Here is an 18,797-nt window from a genome sequence, read left to right on the forward strand (position 1 = left end):
TAACATCAATTCCAGATGTTACCGAACGGTACTGTCACATCCGCATCATTGGGCTGTGACGGCGCAGTGTCAAGCCGCAGCAGATGCACGGCAAGGCCCGCTCCGCCAACGGTGACGACCATCACCCGCCTTACCAGGGAGTCCGCCATGCCCAGTACCCTCATTTTCCCCACAGCGCGCAAGGCCGCCCTGCTGGGTCTGTTCTCCCTCAGCCTGTTCACCCTGGCCGCCTGCGGCGCCTCCGAAGCCAAGGAAAGCCCGGCGCCCACCGCGCCCCAGGTGAGTGTCGCGGAAGTGCCGTTCAAGACGCTCAAGGACTGGCGCGAACTGACCGGCCGCATCGAGGCGGTGCAGCAGGTGGAGATTCGTCCGCGGGTCTCCGGCTTCATCGAGTCGGCGCCCTTGCAGGAAGGCGCGCTGGTGAAGAAAGGCCAGCTGCTGTTCCAGATCGACCCGCGTCCCTTCGCCGCCCAGGTCGAGCGCCTGGAGGCGGAACTCGACCGCGCCCAGGCCCAGTACCGGCTGGCCCAGGCCAACCGCGCGCGCTCGGCGCTGCTGATCGAGCAGGGCGCGATCTCGCGAGAGGAGCACGACCGGCTGGGCTCCGGCGAGGCGGTGGCCGCCGCCGAGGTCGCCTCGGTGCAGGCGGCGCTGCGGGCGGCGCGGCTGGATCTCTCCTACACCCGGGTCACCGCGCCGCTCGACGGCCGCGTCTCCCGTGCGCTGATCACCGCCGGCAACCTGGTCAGCGCCCAGAGCGTACTGACCACGGTGGTCAGCGTCGATCCGGTCTACGTCTCCTTCGACCTCGACGAGCAGAGCTACCTCGCCACGCTGGCGCGCGACGACGCGGCTCAGGTGTACGTCGGCCTGATGGACGAGGCCGGCACGCCGCACGCGGCGCGACTCGACTTCGTCGACAACGCCAGCCACGACGGCCTGATCCGCGTCCGCGCCACCCTCGATGACGCCAGCGGACGCTTCACGCCCGGCTTGTTCGCCCGGGTGAAGTTGGTCGCCGGCCAGAGCTTCGAGGCGGCGCTGGTCGATGACCGCGCCATCGGTACCGATCTCGACCGCAAGTTCGTGCTCACCGTCGGCGCCGACAAGCTGGCGCAGTACCGACAGGTCAGCACCGGCCCGCGCGTCGATGGCCTGCGGGTGATCCGTAGCGGCTTGAAGCCCGGCGAGTCCATCGTCGTCAACGGCCTGCAGCGGGTGAAGCCGGGCACGGCGGTGGCGCCGCAGCTGGTGGCGATGGGCGAGGGCCGTAGCGGCACCGGCGTCGCCCAGGTTTCCGCCCACGACGAGTCGGTGAAGCTGGCGGTGGCCGGCAGCAGCGCGCGCGCCGCGCAGTAAGCCGGAGACCGACATGAACTTCTCCCAATTCTTCGTCAACCGGCCGATCTTCGCCGCGGTGCTGTCGGCCATCGTCTTCATTGCCGGCGCGCTGTCGCTGAGCCAGTTGCCGATCAGCGAGTACCCGGAGGTAGTGCCGCCAACCGTGGTGGTGCGCGCCGCCTACCCGGGCGCCAATCCCAAGGTCATCGCCGAGACCGTGGCCAGCCCGCTGGAGCAGAGCATCAACGGCGTCGAGGGCATGCAGTACCTGTTCTCGCAGGCCACCTCCGACGGCGCGATGACGCTGACCATCACCTTCGCTATCGGCTCCGACATCGACAAGGCGCAGGTGCTGGTGCAGAACCGCGTCGCCCAGGCGCTGCCGCAGCTGCCGCAGGAAGTGCAGCGCCTCGGCGTCACCACCCAGAAGGCCTCGCCCGATCTGACCATGGTCGTGCATCTGCTTTCGCCCGATGGCCGCTACGACGATCTTTACGTCGCCAACTACGGCCGCCTGCGGGTCAAGGACGAGCTGGCGCGCATCGAAGGCGTCGGCGACGTGCAGGTGTTCGGCGCCGGCGCCTATTCGATGCGGGTCTGGCTCGACCCCGAGAAGGTCGCCAGCCGTGGGCTGTCGGCCAGCGAGGTGATCGCCGCCATCCGCGAGCAGAACCAGCAGGTGGCCGCCGGCCAGCTCGGTGCGCCGCCGGCGCCCAATGCCGCGCACGCGCCTAGTGGCGCGTATCCAACAGATTTTCAGCTCAACATCAATGCCGCCGGCCGCCTGACCACCGAGGAAGAGTTCGGCGACATCGTCGTCCGCGTCGGTGCCGACGGCGCCATTACCCGGCTCAAGGACGTGGCCCGCGTCGAGCTGGGCTCCTCCAACTACGCGCTGCGCTCCCTGCTCAACAACAAGTCGGCGGTGGCGTTGCCGATCTTCCAGCGGCCGGGCAGCAATGCCATCGAGATCAGCAATGACGTCCGCGCCAAGATGGAGGAACTGAAGAAGGACTTCCCGCAGGGCATCGACTACGAAATCGTCTACGACCCGACGGTGTTCGTGCGCGGCTCCATCGAGGCGGTGGTGCACACGCTGTTCGAGGCGCTGCTGCTGGTGGTGCTGGTGGTGATCCTGTTCCTGCAGACCTGGCGCGCCAGCATCATTCCGCTGGCGGCGGTGCCGGTTTCGCTGGTGGGCACCTTCGCGGTGATGCACGCCGCCGGCTTCTCGCTCAATGCGCTTTCGCTGTTCGGTCTGGTGCTGGCGATCGGCATCGTCGTCGACGACGCCATCGTCGTGGTCGAAAACGTCGAGCGCAACATCGAGCTGGGCAAGACGCCGCTGGAGGCGACGCGGCAGGCCATGCGCGAAGTCACCGGCCCCATCGTCGCCACGGCGCTGGTGCTGTGCGCGGTGTTCATCCCCACCGCCTTCATCAGTGGGCTGACCGGCCAGTTCTACAAGCAGTTCGCGCTGACCATCGCCATCTCGACGGTGATCTCCGCCTTCAACTCGCTGACCCTGTCGCCGGCGCTGGCGGCAGTGCTGCTCAAGGGCCACGACGCGCCCAAGGATCGCTTCCAGCGCGGCATCGACGCCGCCTTCGGCTGGCTGTTCCGGCCGTTCAATCGCTTCTTCGCCAGCGCCGGCCGTGGTTATGTCAGTGGCGTGCAGCGCCTGCTGCGTGGTGCGGCGGTGGTGCTGATGGTCTACGGCGGCCTGCTGGGCCTGACCGCGCTGGGCTTCAAGACGGTACCGGAAGGCTTCGTGCCGCAGCAGGACAAGCAGTACCTGGTGGCCTTCGCCAACCTGCCGGACGCTGCGACGCTGGACCGCAGCGAACAGGTGATCCGCGAGATGAGCCGGATCATGATGGAGCAGCCAGGCGTGGCCTCGGCGGTCGCCTTCCCGGGCCTGTCGATCAATGGCTTCACCAATGCGCCCAATGCCGGCATCGTCTTCGCCTCGCTGAAAGGTTTCGACGAGCGCAAGGGGCCGGGGCTGTCGGCGGCGGAGATCGCGTCTTCGCTCAACGAGAAGTTCGGCGGCATCCAGGAGGCCTTCATCGCGGTGTTCCCGCCGCCGCCGGTACAGGGCTTGGGCACCATCGGTGGCTTTAAGCTCCAGTTGGAAGACCGCGCCGGCCTGGGCTTTGACGAGCTGTACACGGTGACCCAGAACATCCTGCACAAGGCGCGGCAGACGCCGGGCTTGAGCAGCGTGTTCAGCAGCTACCAGGTCAACGTGCCGCAGATCTACGCCGACATCGACCGCGAAAAGGCCAAGGCCCAGGGCGTGAGCCTGCAGGCGATCAACGAAACCTTGCAGATCTACCTAGGCTCGCTCTACGTCAACGACTTCAACCGCTTCGGCCGCACCTACCAGGTCAACGCCCAGGCCGACCTGCGCTTCCGCCTGCAACCGGAGGACGTGACCCGTCTCCAGGTGCGCAACAGCGCCGGCGAGATGGTGCCGCTGGGCGCCTTCCTGAAGGTCAACGAGACCGCCGGGCCGGACCGGGTGATGCACTACAACGGCTATGTCACCGCCGAGATCAACGGCGCGCCCGCGGCCGGCTATTCCAGCGGCCAGGCGCAGAAGATCATCGAGGAGGTGGTGAAGTCCGAGCTGCCCAATGGCATGGCCTACGAGTGGACCGAGCTGACCTATCAGCAGATTCTCGCCGGCAACACCGCGCTGCTGATCTTCCCGCTCTGCGTGCTGCTGGCCTTTCTGGTGCTGGCTGCGCAGTACGAGAGCTGGAGTCTGCCGCTGGTGGTGATCCTGATCGTGCCGATGTGCCTGTTCTCGGCGATCACCGGCGTCTGGCTCTCGGGTGGCGACAACAACATCTTCACGCAGATCGGTCTGATCGTGCTGGTGGGCCTCGCCTGCAAGAACGCGATCCTGATCGTCGAGTTCGCCAAGGAGCGGGAAGAGGCGGGTGTGAGCACCTGGGACGCGGTGCTGGAAGCCTGCCGCCTGCGTCTGCGGCCGATCCTGATGACCTCGCTGGCCTTCGTCATGGGCGTGCTGCCGCTGGTCTATTCCAGCGGCGCCGGCGCCGAGATGCGCCACGCCATGGGCGTGGCGGTGTTTGCCGGCATGATCGGCGTCACCTTCTTCGGTCTGCTGATGACGCCGGTGTTCTATCTGGTCATCCGCAAGCTCGCTCAGCGCAAGCCCAAGCCGGTCACCGCCTATTCCCTGGCCGGCCTCGAAGCCCACTAAACCCAAGAATCAAGGAAATCCGATGAGCAATTCCAAACCCATCAGCCTTATCACCGGCGCCAACAAGGGCATCGGCCTGGAAACCGCCAGGCAGCTCGCGGCCCTGGGCCATCACGTCATCCTCGCCGCCCGTGATCGCGGCAAGGCGGTGGAAGCCGCCAACTCGCTGGGCGGCGAGGTCGAGCCCTTGCAGCTGGATGTGACCGATGCCGGCTCCATCGCCGCCGCGGTCGCGGTGATCGCCCAGAAGCACGGCCGTATCGACGTGTTGGTCAACAATGCCGGCGTGTTGCTCGATGCCGGCGACAAGAAGCCCTCGGAGCAGTCGCTGGACACCTGGCGCAAGACCTTCGACACCAATGTCTTCGGTCTGGTCGCCGTCACCCAGGCCTTTCTGCCGCTGCTGAAGAAGTCCAGCGGCGCGCGCATCGTCAATCTGTCGAGCATCCTCGCCAGCAACACCCTGCATCAGACCCCCGGCTCGCCGATCTACGACTACAAGGTGCCGGCCTACAACGTCAGCAAGAGCGCGGTGAATGCCTGGACCGTGCATCTCGCCTACGAGCTGCGCGATACCCCGCACAAGGTCAATGCCGCGCATCCCGGCCATGTACAGACCGACATGGGCGGCGCGGCCGCGCCGATGAGCATTTCCGACGGCGCCAAGACCAGCGTCTGGCTGGCGACACTGCCCGCCGACGGCCCGAATGGCGGTTACTTCCATCAGGGCGAGGCGCTGCCGTGGTAAGCCGGCTCGCTCCACTTGCTGCCGCGCTGTCGGCCTTCGCACTCGCCGCCTGCGCGGTGGGCACCGACTACCAGGCGCCGGAGACCGCGCCAGCGAGCTTTACCCGCGCCGGGGCCGACACCGTGGTCGGCGCTAGCCTGGAAGCGCGCTGGTGGACGCAGCTCGGCGATCCGGCGCTGAGCGGTCTGGTCGATCAGGCACTGCTCGCCAACCGCGACCTGGCCCTCGCCTTGAGCCGGGTCGAGGAAGCGCGCGCCCTGTTCCGCGACCAGCGCAACGACGCCTATCCGCAGGTCACCGCCAGCGGCAGCGCGCAGAAGGGCGAGGCGGCGCAGCTCGGTGCCAACAGCACCGGCCCACGCGGCCAGACCGAGAGCCTGCGGCTGGGCTTTGACGCCGCCTGGGAGTTGGATCTGTTCGGCAGGGTGCGGCGCGGCACTGAAGCCGCGCGCGCCGACGCCGAAGCGGCCCAGGCCAGCCTGCACGAAGCGCAGGTGCTGGTGGCCTCCGAGGTCGCGCGCAACTACTTCGAGTGGCGCGGCAGCGCCCAGCAGCTGGATGTCGCCGAGCGCAATCGCGACAGCCAGAAGGAGACGCTGCGCCTGACCCAGGTGCGCTACGACGCCGGTCGTGGCACCGAGCTGGATGTCGCCAGCGCCCGTGCCCGTCTGGCCGCCACCGAGGCGGACATGCCCTTGCTGGAAACCCAGCGTCGTCGCGCCGAGCATCGGCTGGCGGTGCTGCTCGGGCAGCGTCCCGGCGTCTGGCAGCCGCCGGCCGCGGCCACCGTCGCCGCGCTCAACCGGCCGCTGCCGGTAGGCGAGGCGGGCGAGCTGCTGCGCCGCCGGCCGGACGTCGCCCGCGCCGCCGCCGAGCTGCACGCCGCCACCGCCCGTGTCGGCGTGGCGACCGCCGACTACTTCCCGCGCCTGAGCCTGAGCGGCTTTGCCGGCTTCAGCGCCGGCAGCTTTGGCGACCTCGGCGCCGCCAGCCGCGCCTGGAGCGCCGGGCCGACGTTGTCCTGGGCCGCTTTCGACCTCGGCAGCGTCGCCGCCCGCGTCGATGCCGCCGATGCCCGCAGCCGCGGCGCGGTGGCTCGCTATGAGCAGACCGTGCTGACTGCGCTGGAAGAGACCGAGAACGCCTTCGTGGCGGTGAGCCAGTCGCGCCAGCGCCTGCTGCACACGCTGGACCAGGCCGCCGCCGCGCGCCGTGCCGCCGAGCTGGCGCGCATCCAGTACAAGGCGGGGGTGATCGACTTCCTGGTGCTGCTCGACGCCGAGCGCAGCCTGCTGGCCGCCGAAGACGCCGTCGCCGCCAGCGAGACCGCGGTCAATACCTCGGCGGTGGCGCTGTACAAGGCGCTGGGTGGTGGCTGGGGCCTTGAACCGGGTCAGGGAGCGCCGACATGAGCGATTCGCAACGCCTGTTCCAAGCCCTTTATGCCGCGATGCCTGGCATCCTCGCTGAACCCGCGATTCCCTCGGCGTCGGTCGCTGACCGAGCCGGTAGCCAAATAAAACCGAAAGGAGTTCCCATGTCCCTCGATCTCTTCAGTCCGCTCAAGCTCGGCGCGCTCGAGTTGCCCAACCGCATCCTGATGGCGCCGCTCACCCGTACCCGCGCCGGGACGACCCACATTCCCAACGATCTGATGGTGGAGTACTACCGCCAGCGCGCCGGTGCCGGCCTGATCTTCACCGAGTGCGCGCTGATCAGCCCGGATGCCAGCGCCTATCTGGGTGAGGGCGGCTTGTTTGACGAGGCGACGCAGGCCGGCTGGAAGCGCGTCACCGACGCCGTCCGCGCCGCCGGCGGGCGCATCGCCATCCAGCTCTGGCACGCTGGCCGCGCCGCGCATTCCGACATCAACGGCGTGCAGCCGATCAGCTCCAGCAACAAGCCGATCCGCAACGACCTCACCCACACGCCCAAGGGCAAGGTGCCCTACGAGACGCCGCGACCGCTGCGTACCGAGGAGATCCCCGGCATCGTCGAGCTGTTCCGCAAGGCTGCCGAGCGTGCCAAGGCCGCCGGCTTCGATGCAGTGCAGATCCACGGCGCGCATGGCTATCTGATCGACCAGTTCCTGCGCGATTCGGTCAACGACCGCACTGATCTGTACGGTGGCTCCATCGAGAACCGCGCGCGCTTGCTGCTGGAGGTCGTCGACGCCTGCATCTCGGTGCTCGGCGCCGGTCGGGTCGGCGTGCGCATCTCGCCGCTGGTGGCCTTCAACGACATGGCGGAGTCGCAGCCGCAGGCGCTGGTGGAATACGTCGCCAAGGAGCTGCAGAAGCGCGGCGTCGGCCATCTGGAGCTGCGCCACGAGCAGTGGGACCTGCCCGCCGAGCAGGAGCTGGCGCGGATCGCCCGCGCGCACTTCAAGGGCCCCCTGCTACTCAACGGCGGCTTCGACGCCGACAGCGGCAACGCCGCGATCCGCGAGGGTCGTGCCGATGCCATCGTCTACGGCAAGGCCTTTCTGGCCAATCCCGATCTGGTACAGCGCTTCGCCAGCAAGGCGCCGCTCAACGCGGTGGACTTCGCCACGCTCTACACGCCGGGGCCCAAGGGTTACACCGACTACCCGGCCCTCGCCGCCTGAGCCTGGCCGCACCCTGACTTGGCCGGCAACCGCCGGCCAGGTCAGGCGCGGTTTCAATTCGGGATGAGAGTCTCTATCTTCATCGGACGCTAGGCGCGGGCCTGAGGTGATGGGTTCCGGTCTCGCCGGCGGTGGTGGCGGAGGAGAATCCGGATGAAAACCCGCATCGCGCTGCTGAGTGTGTTGCTGCTGGTTGGCTGCGCCAGTCAGCCCGGGCTGCCCGCCCCCGACTCGATCTTCATCGACGCCCGCTTCCCGCCACCGGCCGAGCCGGTGCGCGCCGAGGCGATATTCGCGCTCAGCCCAGAGATGCAGCGCTATCTGGACGAGCGGATCACGCCGAAAGTGCAGGCCCGCGGGCCGCGGCACGGCTTGTTCGAGGCGCTGCGCGACCAGCTGCGGCTGGAATACGACGCGACCATGACCCGCAATGCCGAGCAGGCTTTCGAGGCGCGGGCCGGCAATTGCCTGTCGCTGGTGATCATGACCGCCGCGTTCGCCAAGCAGCTGGGTATCCCGGTGCGCTACCAGAGCGTGTACGGCTACGACACCTGGAGCCGCGGCGGCGGCATGCTGTTTCTCAGCGGTCACATCAACCTCAGCCTGGGTGCCAGCGGCCGCGACCGGCTGCGCGGCGGCGACGAGGCGGAGATGACCATCGACTTCCTGCCGCCGGAGGAGATGCGCGGGCAATACACGCACACGGTGTCGGAGGCGACCGTGCTGGCGATGTATCTGAACAACCGCGCCGCCGAAACCCTGGCCGAGCAGCGGCCCGAGCAGGCCTATTGGTGGGCGCGCGCGGCCATCGCCGCCGCCCCCGACTATCTCAATGCCTACAACACGCTGGGGGTGATCTACCTGCGCCACGGCGATACCGGCCAGGCCGAGCAGACCCTGCGCTATGCGCTGGCGCGCGAGCCGGACAATGCCCAGGTGCTGTCGAATCTCGCCGACCTGCTTACCGACCAGGGTCGGCAGGCGGAGGCCGCGCCACTACTGGCGCGGTTGGCGCGGGTCAGCCCGGAGCCGCCGTTCCATTTCTTCGACCTGGGTTTGGCCGCGCTGCAGCGCCAGGACTACCGGCAGGCGCGGGAGCTGTTCCGCAAGGAGCTCGCGCGCATGCCCTACGCACACGAGGTGCATTTCGCGTTGGGCATGACCTACCTGCAGCTCGGCGAGGCGCGCCTGGCGCGCAAGGAACTGCGGCTGGCGCTGGATAGCAGCACCACCCGCGGCAGTCGCGACCTCTACGCCGCCAAGCTGGACCACCTCAAGGCGCTGCAACTCAACTGAAGCCCGTGTTGCGGCGTTCAGTTGCTGGCGATGCGCACCAGGGTGCGGCCGGTGACCCGGCCGGCGATCAGGTCTTCACAGGCGGCGGGCAGCTCGTCGAGGGTGATGGTGCGGGCGACGATGTGTTCCATCAGCCCGGCCGGCCGCCAGTCGGCGCGCAGCTTGTCCCAGAGCGCCAGCCGCCAGGCGCGCGGGCATTCCACCGAATGGATGCCCAGTAGCGACACGCCGCGCAGGATGAAAGGCATCACCGTGGTTTCCAGCGTATGCGACTGTGCCAGCCCGATACTGGCGATGTTGCCCCAGGGTTTCACCGTGCGGGTCAGCCAGTTGAGCGTGGGTCCGCCGAGGTTGTCGATGGCGCCGCCCCAAAGCGCGGTCTCCAGCGGCTTGCTGCCCATGGCCTGGCTGTTGCGATCAAGGATCACGTCGGCGCCGAGCGAGTTCAGGTAGTCGCGCGCGGCCTCCGGCTTGCCGGTGAGCGCGGTGACGTGAAAACCCTCACGCTTGAGCAGGGCGATGGCGATGCTGCCGACGCCGCCGGTGGGGCCGGTGACCAGGATGCTGCCCATCGCCGGCGTTTGATGATTCTCCAGCATCCGCCGCAGCGCCAAGGCGGCGGTGAAGCCGGCGGTGCCGATGGCCATGGCCTCGGCCAGGCTCAGGCCCTCGGGTAGCGGCACGATGGCCTCGGCGGGCAGGCGGGCGTACTCGCTGTAGCCGCCGTCCAGCTGCTCGCCGATGTTGCAGCCGGTGACCAGCACCTTGGTGCCGGGTGGATAGCGCGGGTCGCTGCTCTGCGCGACCACGCCGGAAAGATCGATGCCCGGTGTGCGCGGCGAGCCGCGCAGGATCTTGCCCTTGCCGGTCACCGCCAGGGCATCCTTGTAGTTGATGCTGGAGTACGCGACCCGCACTACGACCTCGCCGGCGCTGAGATCCTCGATGCCCAGCGTTTCAAAGCGCGCGCTATGTCCACCCTCGCTGCGCACGCGCAGGGCACGGAAGCTGGCGGGGACGTTCGACATGCGGATTTCCTGAGAAAATGGCGGGGACCGAGAGTTTACGGCCGAACCTGCCAGAGGAGCCCCATGGCCCAGTACACCAAGAATCCGCCGTTGATCGAGACGACGGTGCAGCCCGATCCCGTCCAGCAGTTCGAGCGCTGGTTCGCCGACGCCGAGGGCGCCGACATCCTGGAGCCGACCGCGATGGTGCTGGCCACCGTCGATGCCGGCGGCCAGCCTTCGGCGCGGGTGGTGCTGTTCAAGGGTTGGTACGAGGGCGGCTTGTGCTTCTACACCAACTACGCTTCACGCAAGGGCGAGGCGCTGGCGGCCAACCCGCTGGCGGCGGCGACCTTCTGGTGGGATCGCATCGAGCGCAGCGTGCGCTTCGAGGGGCGGGTGCAGAAGCTGCCGGAGTCGCTGTCCGAGCAGTACTTCCACACGCGTCCGCGCGGTTCACAGATCGGCGCCTGGACTTCGCAGCAGTCTCAGGTGGTGGACAGCCGCGAGAGCCTTGATGCCCGGCTGGCCGAAAACGAGCGCCGCTACGCAGACGCGGAGGTGCCGCTGCCGCCGCATTGGGGCGGCTATGCGCTGGTGCCGGAACGGGTGGAGTTCTGGCAGGGCCGGCTCAATCGTCTGCACGATCGCCTGCGCTATCGGCGCCAGGGCGGCGCCTGGCTCCTGGAGCGGCTGGAGCCCTAGGCGCGGGGCTCAGCGCAGGCTGATCACCGACCAGCCCTTGCGGCCGGCATGTTCGCGCAGGGTTGGGTCGGGGTCGACCGCGACGGCGGTGTCGGCGAGTTCCAGCAGCGGAATGTCGTTGCGGGAGTCGGAATAGGCGGTGATCGACCTGGGCGCGATGGCGCGTTCCGCCAGCCAGGCTTGCAAGCCGCTGACTTTCGCGGCCTGGAAGTTGGCGCGCCGGAGCCGGCCGGTGAAGCGGCCATCCTCGATTTCGGGCTCGGAAGCCAGCAGGTGCTCGACGCCCAGCAACTCGGCAATCGGCTCGGTGATGAAGCGCTGGGTGGCGGTAGTGATCAGCAGCAGGTCGCCCCGATCGCGGTGGCGGGCCAGCAGCTCCGGCGCCTGCCGGGCCACCCGGGGGCGGATTTGCTCTGCCACGAAGCGCTGCCGTAGCGGTTCCCACTCGGCGAGGCTTTTCAGCATCAGCGGGGCCAGCGAGAACTGGTAGAAGGCGTCCACGTCGAGCTCCCCGGCGGCATAGTCGGCGTAGAACTGGCGGTTGCGGGTTTCGTAGTGCTCGCGGTCGACCAGGCCCTGGTCGCAGAGGAACTGGCCCCAGAGGTAGTCGCTGTCGGCGGCCAGCAGGGTGTGGTCGAGGTCGAAAACCGCAAGGTGCATGGGTGGGCGCGGGGTGGCGGGGTGAAGCCAAGCAGGATACCAGCGCCCTGGCGACTCACCGCCGCCTGTGATTGCCCGCCGCCGAGGGCCTGTGAAAAGATGCAGTCAATCTACAGGGACGTGCACGTGATCGACTCCGATGGCTTCCGCCCCAATGTCGGCATCATCGTGCTCGGCATGCCGGCTGATGGCCGGGCGCGGGTACTCTGGGCGAAGCGTATCGGCCAGCAGGCCTGGCAGTTCCCGCAGGGCGGGATCAAGCGTGGCGAAACTCCCGAACAGGCCTGCTTCCGCGAATTGCAGGAAGAACTCGGCCTGCTGCCCGAGCACGTCGAGGTGTTGGGGGTGACTGGCGACTGGCTGCGCTACCGCCTGCCCAAGCATCTGGTGCGCCGCGGCCGGCGGCCGGTCTGCATCGGCCAGAAGCAGCGCTGGTTCGTGCTGCGCCTGCTGGCCGAGGAGACGCAGGTGCGCCTGGATGCCGGTGAGCGGCCGGAATTCGACGCCTGGTGCTGGGTGGACTACTGGCAGCCGGTGCGCGATGTGGTGTTCTTCAAGCGCGAGGTTTACCAGCGGGCTCTGGAAGAACTGGCGCTCGTCGCTGGCGCGCGGGCTACCGGCGACGCCAGCGGCTGAGTCGGGAAGAGGCCGACGCAGTGCGTCGCGTTCTCGATTGACAACCATTCTCATTGGCAATAATCTGCGACTCGCAGTGCGGTTCCGCTGCGTCCAGCAAGTCGAGTCGGTTGGTTCCCATGTACGTCTGCGTCTGCAAAGCCGTCAGCCACAAGCACATTCACCGCGCGGTGAATGAGGGGGCCGTGTCGCTGCGCGACCTTAAGAACCTGACTGGTTTGGGGACCTGCTGCGGCAAGTGCGTGCCGGACGCGCGCCGGACCTTGGTCGAGGCGACTGCTCGCCGCGCCGCTGCCGAGCAGCCCTTGTTCAGCGGCTCGGGCCTGGTTGCGGCCTGAGACGCGCTGGCTGGTCGGTAACTGAGAATCGCCTGTAAAGGCGAATAAATATCAAAATAAAACAATAGCTTGCTCGCGTACTTGAACGGGGTGTAACCTGCCGTTCCAGCCCCAAGCGGAGTACGGCCATGCGCGGCGACGCGAAAGTTCTCGAATATCTCAATCTCGCGCTCAAGAACGAGCTGACGGCCATCAACCAGTACTTCCTGCATGCGCGCATGCTGGAAAACTGGGGGCTCAGGAAGCTCGGCAAGTACGAGTACCACGAGTCCATCGACGAGATGAAGCATGCGGACCGGCTGATTGCCCGCATCCTGTTCCTCGAAGGCCTCCCCAATCTCCAGGATCTCGGTAAGCTCTACATCGGCGAGGACGTCAAGGAGATCCTGGAATGTGATCTCAAGCTGGAGCTGGAGGCGCATCCGCTCTATGCCGCCGCGATCACTCACTGTGAGGGCGTCAAGGACTACGTGACCCGCGAGCTACTGGTGCATATCCAGAAGAGCGAGGAGGAGCACATCGACTTCATCGAGGAGCAGCTCAAGTTGATCGAGACGGTGGGCCTGCAGAACTATTGCCAGAGCCAGATGGAGCCGCCGAGCGGCTCCTAGCTTGGGTTGGGTACAAAAAAGGCCGCGATAGCGGCCTTTTTTTGTGTCCAGATGACCGATCAGAACGGCTTGACCGCCACCAAGATCACGATCACCACCATCAGCACCGCCGGCACTTCGTTGGCGATGCGGTAATAGCGGGCGCTGTGGGTGTTCTTGCGGTTGGCGAAGGCCTGCAGCCGGCCCTTCAGCCAGCCGTGATAGCCGGATAAGGCCAGCACCAGCGCCAGTTTGGCGTGCAACCAGCCCATGCCCCAGTAGGTCGCCTTGGCATAGGCGGCGTCGGCCGACAGCAGCGTGGCGATGCCGAACAGCCAGGTGCCGATCATGGCGATCAGGCTGAGCGCGTAAAGGCGCTTCTCCATCACGCAGAAGCGCTGGTGGCCGACCTCGTCGGTCGCCTCCGTGTGGTAGACGAACAGCCTGGGCAGATACAGCAGGCCGGCCATCCACGAGATGACGAAGACGATGTGCAGGGCTTTGAGCCAGAGCATGGTGCGCACGAAGCGGAAGTGAACACGTATCATCGCCGCTCGCACGGCCGCGCCTCAAGGCAGCCGGGGATAGTCAAGGCGGAAGGATCATGGCGGAAGGCATCAAGATTGGCATCGTTGGTGGCACCGGCTACACCGGGGCCGAGCTGTTGCGCCTGCTGGCGCGGCACCCGCGCGCGGACCTGCGGGTCCTGACCTCGCGGCAGGAGGCTGGCAAGCGCGCCGACGCCCTGTTCCCGGCCCTGCGTGGGCATTGCGAAGCGGTGTTCGAGGCTCCCGAGTTGGAGCGCTTGGCCGCCTGCGATGCGGTGTTCTTCGCCACCCCGCACGGCACCGCCATGCAGATGGCGCCGGCGCTGATCGAGCGCGGCGTGAAGGTGCTTGATCTGTCGGCCGACTTCCGTCTGAAGGACGCCGCCGAGTTCCAGCGCTGGTACAAGCTTGAGCACAGTGCCCCGGCGGCGCTGGCCGAAGCGGTGTACGGCCTGCCGGAGCTGCACCGCGAGGCAATCCGCAAGGCGCGGCTGGTAGCCTGCCCCGGCTGCTATCCCACCTCGGTGCAACTGGGTTTGGCGCCGCTGCTGGAGGCTGGGTTGATCGAGACCCGTGGCCTGGTCGCCGACTGCAAGTCCGGTACTTCCGGCGCCGGTCGCGAGGCCAAGATCGCCTCGCTTTACTGCGAGGTTACCGAGAGCTTCAAGGCCTACGGCGTGCCGGGGCATCGGCACCTGCCGGAGATCACCCAAGGCTTGTCCGGCTGCGCTGGCGAGACTGTGGGCATCACCTTCGTGCCGCATCTGGTGCCTATGAGCCGCGGCATCCACGCCACTCTCTACGCCCGCCTGCGCAGGCCGGTGGCGGACTTGCGGGGCCTGTACGCCCAGCGGTACGCCGGCGAGGCCTTCGTCGATGTGCTGCCGGTGGGCGATCACCCGGAGACCCGCAGCGTGCGCGGCGCCAACGTTTGCCGGTTGAGCCCGCATCTGGCGCCCGATGGCGAGACGGTGGTGGTGCTGTCGGTCATCGACAATCTGGTGAAAGGCGCCTCTGGTCAGGCTCTGCAATGCTTCAACCTCATGTTCGGCCTGCCCGAAACGATGGGGCTGGACGCGCCGGCCCTGGCGCCCTGAGACGACGGGCGAACGGGCATGCGGCACACCATCATCATCCGGCGGCACCGGCCGCGCATGCGGTTATTGCTGACTGCGGCCATCGCCATGCTGCTGGCGCTGTCCGGCTGGGGCCTGTATCGCTACACCAAGAAAAGCGCGGTTGCCGACTTCGAGAAAGCCACCAGCGAGCGTGACCGCCTGCTGGACGAGCGCCGGACGCTGACCCAGCAACTGCGCGTCGCAAAGAAGGAGATCGGTGATCTGCGCGACGCCTTGGCCTATGCCGAGCAGTCCAAGACCATCGACGGCGACGCCTGCAAGACGGTGAAGGACTCCTTGGCCAAGCTGGAGGCGGAGTCGGCCTCGCTGCGCGAGCAGCTGGCCTTCTATCGCGGCATTGTTTCGCCCAAGGAGGCGCGCGCCGGCGTGCGGGTGCAAGACCTCAAGATGCGCAAGACCGCGACCGGCTGGAAGTACGAGCTGGTGCTGATCCAGTCGGTGCGCGAGGAGAGCCGCATCGCCGGCAATGTCGAGCTGAGCATCGAGGGGTTGCAGGGGGCGAAGAGCACACAGATTCCGCTTGCCGAGCTGGTGACGAGCGGTGACAAGAATCTGGTATTTTCCTTCAAGTATTTCGAGGAGTTCAGCGGCGAGTTCCGGCTGCCGGCGGGCTTCAAGCCCACCCGCGTGCTGGTCACCCTCAAGCCCGCGAACGACCGGCCCAGCGTGGTGGACCAATACGACTGGGCCAACATCGAATCCCTACAGGAGCGCAGTAATGATTAGAGGACTCGGCGGCGCCAAGCCGGCCGCCATGGAAACCCTCATCGGCCGTCAGACCGAGATACTCGGTGACGTACGCTTTGCCGGCGGTCTGCATGTGGACGGTCGCATCAAGGGCGGCGTGCAGTCCGCGGGCGACAAGGCGGCGGCGCTGTCGCTGTCGGAAACCGGCGTCATCGAGGGCGACGTGCGGGTGCCCAACGTATTGGTCAACGGCCGCATCGTCGGCGAGGTCCGCGCCTCGGAGCGTCTCACCCTGGGGGCCAAGGCCCGCATCGTCGGCGACGTGCGTTACCGGGTGCTGCAGATGGAGGCCGGCGCGCTGGTCAACGGTCAGCTGATCTACGAGGGCAACGAGGTGATGTCCGCGCTCACGCACGTCAAAGGTGAGGCTGGGCAGGACGAGGGCAAGGCGGGTTCCGGCGTGGCTGGCCTGTCACGGGTGGCCTGATAGGATTGAATGTCGGCGGCTCGCCCCGATCTAGGCAGCATCTGTAAGGAGTACTTCCATGGACCTCAATGATTCCGCTGCCGTAGTGCTTGCTTCGACCAACCTGGTGTTCACCGACTCCGCAGCCTACAAGGTCAAGGAACTGCTGGCGGAGGAAGACAATCCCGAGCAGGTGCTGCGGGTCTTCGTGACCGGTGGCGGCTGCTCCGGCTTCAAGTACGGTTTCAACTTCGATGAAAAGCCGGCCGAGGACGACTACTGCGTCGCCAATGCCGGTGTGACCCTGGTGGTCGATCCGATGAGCCTGCAGTACCTCGAAGGCGCGGAAATCGACTACAAGGAGACCGCCGAAGGGGCGCAGTTCGTAATTCGCAACCCCAACGCCTCCAGCACCTGCGGCTGCGGTTCGTCGTTCTCGGTCTAGCCGCTAGATTCAGGGCATGGCGCAGAGCGCGCTGGCCGCAACCTGAAATATCGCGCCCAGCGGCGTCGCGCACTGGGCGCCGGTGACCGCCGGCAGATTGCCGGGCTCGTTGTTGAGCCGGCGCCGTGCCAGCCAGGCGAATGCAGCGGCTTCCACCCATTCCGGCGGCAGGCCATGGGCCGCGGTGCTTTCAAAACGTACCGCCGGGGCCAGCGTTTGCAGGCGATCCATCAGATAGAGATTGCGCGCGCCGCCACCACAGACCAGTGCCCGCCGGCTGCCAGGCGCTAGCGCATCGACGATGCTGCGCGCGGTCAGCTCGCAGAGGCTGGTCTGCACGTCGGCGGCGCTCAGGCGCTCCAGGGAGTCGCCCGCCAGGCGCCTGGCCCAGTCCAAATTGAATTGCGCGCGGCCGGTACTCTTGGGCGGCGGTGCACTGAAATAGGCGTCACTCAGCCAGGCCTGCATCAGCTTGTCGTTGACACAGCCGCTGGCGGCCAGTCGACCGTCCTCGTCGTAGGGGCGCCCCTGCACGCGCAGGATCCATTCGTCCATCAGGCCATTGCCGGGGCCGCAGTCGAAACCGCGCACCGCGCCGCTGTCGGCTCCGGGCAGCCAGGTGACATTGGCGATGCCGCCGATATTCACCACCGTGCGTGGTTCGGCGGCGGCAAACACCGCGTGGTGGAAGGCCGGAACCAGGGGGGCGCCTTCGCCGCCCAGGGCGATGTCGGCGCGGCGGAAGTCAGCCACCACGGGCCGGCCGGTGCGTGCGGAGATATGGTGCGGGTCGCCGATCTGCAGGCTGCTGTGCACGCCGCGAGGATCGTGGAACACGGTTTGGCCGTGGCTGCCGATCGCGACGATGTCCGCCGCGGCCAAGCCGGCGCTGCGTAGTACGCCCAAGGCCGCCTCGGCAAACACCTCGCCCACCGCCACGTCCAGGCGGGCATATTCCCGCAGGGCGAGGGTAGCGTTGGCGGCGCGTCCCAGCGCGATCAGGCTGTCGCGCAGGGCGGGCGGATAATCAAGGTGGTAAGCGCCTTGCAGCCCCGAATAGCGGCCGTTTTCGAACACCGCGACTACCGCGTCGACGCCGTCGGCACTGGTGCCGGACATCAGGCCGATATAGCGCTCGCGCTGGGGCATGGACGACGGTGTGTGGCTAACCGCCTACTTCCTGCTGGCGGGCGTCAGGCTGGCGAGACGCGTATCGGCTCGTTCCAGTGCTGCCACCTGGGTGGCTGAGTCGGCGCGGAAACGCGCCATGTAACGTGGGTCCACCGGATTGGCGCGTGGCAGCGACACGGTCATCGGGTTCTGATGGATGCCATCGATGCGGAATTCATAGTGCAGATGCGGCGCGGTGGCCAAGCCGGAATTGCCGACGTAGCCGACCACCTGCCCCTGTCGCACGCGGCTGCCGACCGAGAGGCCGGCGCGGAAGCGTGACATGTGGGCGTAGAGGGTCTCGACGCCGGAGCCGTGCTTGATCATTACCACGTTGCCGTAACCGCTCTTCTTGCCCTGGAAACTGATCTTGCCGTCGCCGGTGGCCTTGATCGGCGTGCCGGTGCCAGCCGCGTAGTCGGTGCCCTTGTGGGCGCGGATGGTGTGCAGGATCGGATGCAGGCGGCGGAGGTTGAACGGCGAGGAGATGCGCGCGAAATCCACCGGGGTGCGGATGAAGGCCTTGCGCAATGACTGACCTTGCGGCGTGTAGTACGCGGTGTTGCCGTCCGGCGTGGTGAAGCGCACCGCCCGCAGTTTGCGGCCCTGATTGGTGAACTCGGCGGCGAGGATGTCGCCGTCGCGCAGCTTCTTGTTGCCCTTGTACAGCTGGTCGTAGACCACGGCGAAGCGGTCTCCGGGGTGCAGATCCTGCGCGAAGTCGATGTCGTAGCCGAAGATGTCGGCCAGTTCCATGATCAGGCGGTCCGAGAGCTGGGCGCGGCGGCCGTCCAGGAACAGCGAGTCGCGGATCTCGCCGGCAACCTCGGTGCTGTGGCGTTCGATTTCCGCCGTCAGCGTCACCGCCTCCAGGCCGCGGTCGCCACGGCGGACTTCCAGCGTGCGGCGCTCGTCCAGCGCGTAGGTGAGGCCCTCCAGGCGGTCGTCGGCTACGCGGATGTGCAGCTCGTCGCCGGCATTGAGCTTTTTCAGGCGCTGAACCTCGCCTCCCAGTGACAGCAGGCTGAAGACTTCGTCGTGAGCCAGGCCTAGGGCGTCGAAGATGACCGACAGGCTTTGTCCAGACTTGACCGAAACGGTCGTCCACTGGCTGGCCTCGGGGACGGTGAGGGCGTCTTTCACCGCGGTTTGAATGATGCCGTCGAAGTCGCCGCCCT

General features: G+C 67.4%; 19 protein-coding genes (1 of these 19 running past the window's edge). 14 read left to right on the forward strand and 5 right to left on the reverse strand.

The window, feature by feature from the left end:
* Positions 1-147 precede the first annotated feature (147 nt).
* The 6 genes from AC3WT6_RS04670 (at position 148) to AC3WT6_RS04695 (ending at position 9,228) form a co-directional block, all read left to right on the forward strand.
* Positions 148-1,359 carry an efflux RND transporter periplasmic adaptor subunit gene (locus AC3WT6_RS04670; protein ID WP_492652397.1) on the forward strand — a complete coding sequence of 404 codons (1,212 nt, stop codon included), beginning with the start codon at positions 148-150 and terminating at the stop codon, positions 1,357-1,359.
* Positions 1,360-1,372: 13 nt separating this feature from the next.
* The gene (locus tag AC3WT6_RS04675) at positions 1,373-4,576 is read left to right on the forward strand and encodes an efflux RND transporter permease subunit (RefSeq protein WP_492652398.1); all 3,204 of its coding nucleotides are present in this window, start codon (positions 1,373-1,375) and stop codon (positions 4,574-4,576) included.
* A 22-nt stretch (positions 4,577-4,598) separates the two neighbouring features.
* Entirely contained in the window at positions 4,599-5,324 is a 726-nt protein-coding gene (locus tag AC3WT6_RS04680) for an SDR family oxidoreductase (protein ID WP_492652399.1), read from the forward strand.
* Positions 5,318-6,736, forward strand: coding sequence for an efflux transporter outer membrane subunit (locus AC3WT6_RS04685; RefSeq protein WP_492652400.1), 1,419 nt, complete (start codon positions 5,318-5,320; stop codon positions 6,734-6,736). The genes AC3WT6_RS04680 and AC3WT6_RS04685 overlap by 7 nt, the downstream gene beginning before the upstream one ends.
* A 125-nt stretch (positions 6,737-6,861) precedes the next feature.
* Positions 6,862-7,932: an alkene reductase gene (locus tag AC3WT6_RS04690; protein WP_492652401.1), complete on the forward strand. Its 1,071-nt coding sequence runs from the start codon at positions 6,862-6,864 to the stop codon at positions 7,930-7,932.
* A gap of 153 nt (positions 7,933-8,085) precedes the next feature.
* Positions 8,086-9,228 (forward strand): tetratricopeptide repeat protein, encoded by a 1,143-nt coding sequence (locus tag AC3WT6_RS04695; protein WP_492652402.1) that lies wholly within the window; start codon positions 8,086-8,088, stop codon positions 9,226-9,228.
* A gap of 17 nt (positions 9,229-9,245) precedes the next feature.
* On the opposite strand, the gene AC3WT6_RS04700 is transcribed toward AC3WT6_RS04695, so the two are convergent.
* Entirely contained in the window at positions 9,246-10,256 is a 1,011-nt protein-coding gene (locus tag AC3WT6_RS04700) for a YhdH/YhfP family quinone oxidoreductase (RefSeq protein WP_492652403.1), read from the reverse strand.
* Positions 10,257-10,319: 63 nt separating this feature from the next.
* Here AC3WT6_RS04700 and pdxH point away from each other — a divergent pair, with 63 nt between their 5' ends.
* Positions 10,320-10,940 (forward strand): pyridoxamine 5'-phosphate oxidase, encoded by a 621-nt coding sequence (gene pdxH / locus AC3WT6_RS04705; protein WP_492652404.1) that lies wholly within the window; start codon positions 10,320-10,322, stop codon positions 10,938-10,940.
* Between the two features lie 9 nt (positions 10,941-10,949).
* Here the strand turns inward: pdxH and AC3WT6_RS04710 are convergent, their stop codons facing one another.
* Positions 10,950-11,600 carry an HAD family hydrolase gene (locus AC3WT6_RS04710; protein ID WP_492652405.1) on the reverse strand — a complete coding sequence of 217 codons (651 nt, stop codon included), beginning with the start codon at positions 11,598-11,600 and terminating at the stop codon, positions 10,950-10,952.
* A 126-nt stretch (positions 11,601-11,726) separates the two neighbouring features.
* Between AC3WT6_RS04710 and AC3WT6_RS04715 the strand changes: the two genes are divergently transcribed.
* From AC3WT6_RS04715 to bfr, 3 genes are all read left to right on the forward strand, one after another.
* Entirely contained in the window at positions 11,727-12,236 is a 510-nt protein-coding gene (locus tag AC3WT6_RS04715) for an RNA pyrophosphohydrolase (protein WP_492652848.1), read from the forward strand.
* Positions 12,237-12,355: 119 nt separating this feature from the next.
* Positions 12,356-12,574, forward strand: a complete 219-nt coding sequence (locus tag AC3WT6_RS04720; RefSeq protein ID WP_492652406.1) for a (2Fe-2S)-binding protein — start codon at positions 12,356-12,358, stop codon at positions 12,572-12,574.
* A gap of 128 nt (positions 12,575-12,702) precedes the next feature.
* Positions 12,703-13,185, forward strand: coding sequence for a bacterioferritin (bfr, locus tag AC3WT6_RS04725; protein WP_492652407.1), 483 nt, complete (start codon positions 12,703-12,705; stop codon positions 13,183-13,185).
* A gap of 59 nt (positions 13,186-13,244) precedes the next feature.
* On the opposite strand, the gene AC3WT6_RS04730 is transcribed toward bfr, so the two are convergent.
* Positions 13,245-13,712 (reverse strand): CopD family protein, encoded by a 468-nt coding sequence (locus AC3WT6_RS04730; protein ID WP_492652408.1) that lies wholly within the window; start codon positions 13,710-13,712, stop codon positions 13,245-13,247.
* Positions 13,713-13,768: 56 nt separating this feature from the next.
* Between AC3WT6_RS04730 and argC the strand changes: the two genes are divergently transcribed.
* From argC to erpA, 4 genes are read left to right on the forward strand one after another with little or no spacing between them, the layout of a single operon-like run.
* Positions 13,769-14,809, forward strand: a complete 1,041-nt coding sequence (argC, locus tag AC3WT6_RS04735) for an N-acetyl-gamma-glutamyl-phosphate reductase (RefSeq protein ID WP_492652409.1) — start codon at positions 13,769-13,771, stop codon at positions 14,807-14,809.
* A gap of 18 nt (positions 14,810-14,827) precedes the next feature.
* The gene (locus AC3WT6_RS04740; RefSeq protein WP_492652410.1) at positions 14,828-15,577 is read left to right on the forward strand and encodes a DUF6776 family protein; all 750 of its coding nucleotides are present in this window, start codon (positions 14,828-14,830) and stop codon (positions 15,575-15,577) included.
* Positions 15,570-16,025: a bactofilin family protein gene (locus AC3WT6_RS04745; protein WP_492652411.1), complete on the forward strand. Its 456-nt coding sequence runs from the start codon at positions 15,570-15,572 to the stop codon at positions 16,023-16,025. Before AC3WT6_RS04740 ends, AC3WT6_RS04745 begins: the two co-directional genes overlap by 8 nt.
* Positions 16,026-16,083: 58 nt before the next feature.
* Positions 16,084-16,449, forward strand: coding sequence for an iron-sulfur cluster insertion protein ErpA (gene erpA, locus AC3WT6_RS04750; protein ID WP_492652412.1), 366 nt, complete (start codon positions 16,084-16,086; stop codon positions 16,447-16,449).
* Between the two features lie 9 nt (positions 16,450-16,458).
* Here the strand turns inward: erpA and AC3WT6_RS04755 are convergent, their stop codons facing one another.
* Both AC3WT6_RS04755 and AC3WT6_RS04760 read right to left on the reverse strand, forming a co-directional pair.
* Complete coding sequence (locus AC3WT6_RS04755; RefSeq protein ID WP_492652413.1) at positions 16,459-17,598, reverse strand: anhydro-N-acetylmuramic acid kinase; 1,140 nt, start codon at positions 17,596-17,598, stop codon at positions 16,459-16,461.
* A 24-nt stretch (positions 17,599-17,622) separates the two neighbouring features.
* Positions 17,623-18,797 carry the 3' portion of a peptidoglycan DD-metalloendopeptidase family protein gene (locus AC3WT6_RS04760; protein WP_492652414.1) on the reverse strand. Its footprint extends 133 nt past the window's final position, so the window shows 1,175 of its 1,308 coding nt (coding positions 134-1,308); the start codon falls outside the window, past its right edge; its stop codon occupies positions 17,623-17,625.

This window comes from Stagnimonas sp. FW305-C-60, assembly GCF_058782965.1.